Annotated in this window: 2 protein-coding genes; one reads left to right on the top strand and one right to left on the bottom strand. The window is 68.0% G+C overall.

The window, feature by feature from the left end:
* The coding region (larC, locus tag VEG08_06655; protein HXZ27664.1) for a nickel pincer cofactor biosynthesis protein LarC at positions 1–960 on the bottom strand (960 nt) is incomplete at its 3' end.
* 168 nt (positions 961–1128) lie between these two features.
* Between larC and argS the strand changes: the two genes are divergently transcribed.
* Positions 1129–2710: arginine--tRNA ligase (gene argS, locus VEG08_06650; protein ID HXZ27663.1), on the top strand; the 1582-nt coding region annotated here is incomplete at its 3' end.

The raw sequence follows: 2710 nt of genomic DNA, 5'->3' as shown, positions 1-2710 counted from the left end.
GCGGTTCTTCTTCATTTGCACGGGAGCGCCGAAAACGTCGAGCGCGCCTTCCGCCAGCGCCCGCTCCATCACGTAGCCGAAGAGCTGCGGGTTCAGGTCGTCGAGATTGGCTTCCAGCACCGCCACCAGGTCGCTCGCAGTCTCGGCGCGAGCCTGCGCCTCGCCCACCGTCAGCCGCAGCACGTTGGGCTGGCCGTGGAGGTTGCGCGTGCCCGCTCCGTAGCCGCTCTTCTCGATCTTCATGGCAGGGAAGGGAGCGAAGCGGCCGGCCAGCACGCTCACGATGGCCGCGCCCGTGGGCGTGACCAGCTCCGCCTCGACCCCCGAGGAATACACCGGCGCGCCCGCCAGCAGCTTGAGCGTGGCCGGCGCGGGCACGGGAAAGGTCCCGTGCGCGCACTCCACCGTGCCGCCGCCTACGTTCAGCGGTGAGCACACCCACTCGTCCACCCCCAGGGCCTCGGCGCCCGCAGCCGCGCCCACGATATCCGCCAGCGCGTCCGCCGCGCCCACTTCGTGAAAGTGGATCTTCTCGATCGAGACGTTGTGGATCTCCGCCTCCGCTTGGCCCAGCCTCTCAAAGATGGCCGCCGCCGTCTTCTTCGCGCCCGCGCTGATCCCGGCGTGCCGGATGATCTCGCGGATCTCCTTCAGCCCGCGGCCGTGCTCGTGTGGAACCGCCGCCCCAGGCTGTGCGGGAGAATCCTGGTGGCGATGATGCCCATGGTCATGGCCGTGCCCCTGCCGGCGCGGCTTGTCCTTCGCACCCGCTACGATCACATCCACCTTGGTGGCGCGGATGCCGCTGCGTTCCGCCCGGCTGATCTCCAGATGCGCCCCCACGCCCAGCGCCGCCACCGTCTTCTGCAACAGCGCCGGCGACACGCCCGCATCCAGCAGCGCGCCTAGGAACATGTCGCCGCTGATGCCGCTGAAGCAATCGAGGTAAGCGATTCGCATGGAAGATGTCGGAGGTTGGCGCCGCCAGCCGAGGCTCCCATCATAGGCAGCTTGCGCGCGGGCGTCAAACGGGCGGCCCGCGCCGCTTTGCTATAATCTCTCGTTTCTTCAGTCACTTACGGAGCTTCCGGATTGTACCGCGACTTCCAGCTTCGCCTGGCCGCCAGCATGCGCGACTTCCTGCGCCGCCAGTACTCGCTCGACCTGCCGCAACTGGTGGTGGAGCAGCCCCCGCGCGTGGACTTGGGCGAGTACGCCCTGCCGCTCTCCTTCGACCTGGCCAAGCGCCTGCGCAAGCCGCCGCGCAAGATCGCGGAGGAGATCGTCGCCGGGCTGGGCGCGGTCGAGGGCTTCGAGAAACTCGAGGTCGCGGGCGCCGGCTACATCAACGCCCGGATGAAGCGCGGCGAGCTGGCAGCGGCCCTGGCCGCGGGCTCTGAGCCTGCGTCCTCCGCCCAGGTCCGCGTCCAGCGCTCCGGCGAGAAGATCCTGGTCGAGCACACTTCCATCAATCCCAACAAGGCGGCGCACATCGGGCACCTGCGCAACGCCATCCTGGGCGACACCTTCGTGCGTTTGCTGCAGGCCGCCGGCTACCCCGTAGACGTCCAGAATTACATCGACAACACCGGGGTGCAGGTGGCCGACGTGGTGGTGGGCTTCACGCGCCTGGAGAAGAAGTCGAAGGCCGAGATCGAGAAGCTGGCCGCCACCGACCCGCGCCTGGACTACACCTGCTGGGACCTCTACGCCCGCGTCTCGCAGTGGTACGAGCAGGACAAGGCCAACCTCGCCGCCCGCGCCGAGGCCCTGCACGCGATCGAGCGCGGCGGCAACGAATTGGCCGAGATCGCCGGGCTCATCTCCACCGCCGTCCTGCGCCGCCACCTGGAAACCATGGACCGCCTGGGCATCGAGTACGACTTCCTGCCCCGCGAGAGCGAGATCCTCCGCCTGCACTTCTGGAATCTCGCCTTTGAGCAGATGAAGCAGAAGGGCGTGCTCTACCTGGAGTCTCAGGGCAAGAACGCGGGCTGCTGGGTGATGAAGCGCCCGGCGGCGGCGGGCAAGGCCGAGGAGGGCGAGGAAGACACCAAGGTCATCGTGCGCTCCAACGGCACCGTGGGCTACGTGGGCAAGGACATCGCCTACCACCTGTGGAAGTTCGGGCTGCTGGGGCGCGACTTCGGCTACCGCCGCTTCTACCGCTATCCCAACGGGCGCGACTGCTGGATCTCGGCGGAGTCGGGCGAGCCCGAGCACCCGCACTTCGGGGGCGTGGCCGCCATCTACAACGTCATCGACTCGCGGCAGAACGAGGCCCAGAACACCGTGCGCGAGGCCCTGGCCAGCATGGGCTTCACCCACGAGGCCGAGCGCTACACCCACTTCTCCTACGGCCCGGTGGCGCTTACGCCGCACTGCGCCGCCGAATTGGGCTATCCCTTGACCGAGGACGACTGGGCACGCGCCTCCATCGAGGTCTCCGGGCGCAAGGGCTTCGGGGTGAAGGCCGACGATCTCATCGATACGCTCATCGCTTCGGCGAAGAAAGAAGTGGACCCGCGGCATCCCGAGTTGAGCGAAGAGGAACGAGCCGGCATCGCCCGGCAGATCGCCGTGGGCGCGCTGCGCTACTTCATGCTGAAGTTCACCAAGGGCTCGCTCATCGCTTTCGACTTCAAGGAGGCGCTCAGCTTCGAAGGCGAGACCGGGCCCTACTGCCAGTACGCCGTCGTCCGCGCCAGCA

The organism is Terriglobales bacterium (assembly GCA_035624475.1).
GTDB lineage: Bacteria > Acidobacteriota > Terriglobia > Terriglobales > Acidobacteriaceae > DASPRL01.
Note: the sequence above shows the minus strand (reverse complement) of the source record. Positions and strands in the feature narration are given on the sequence as shown.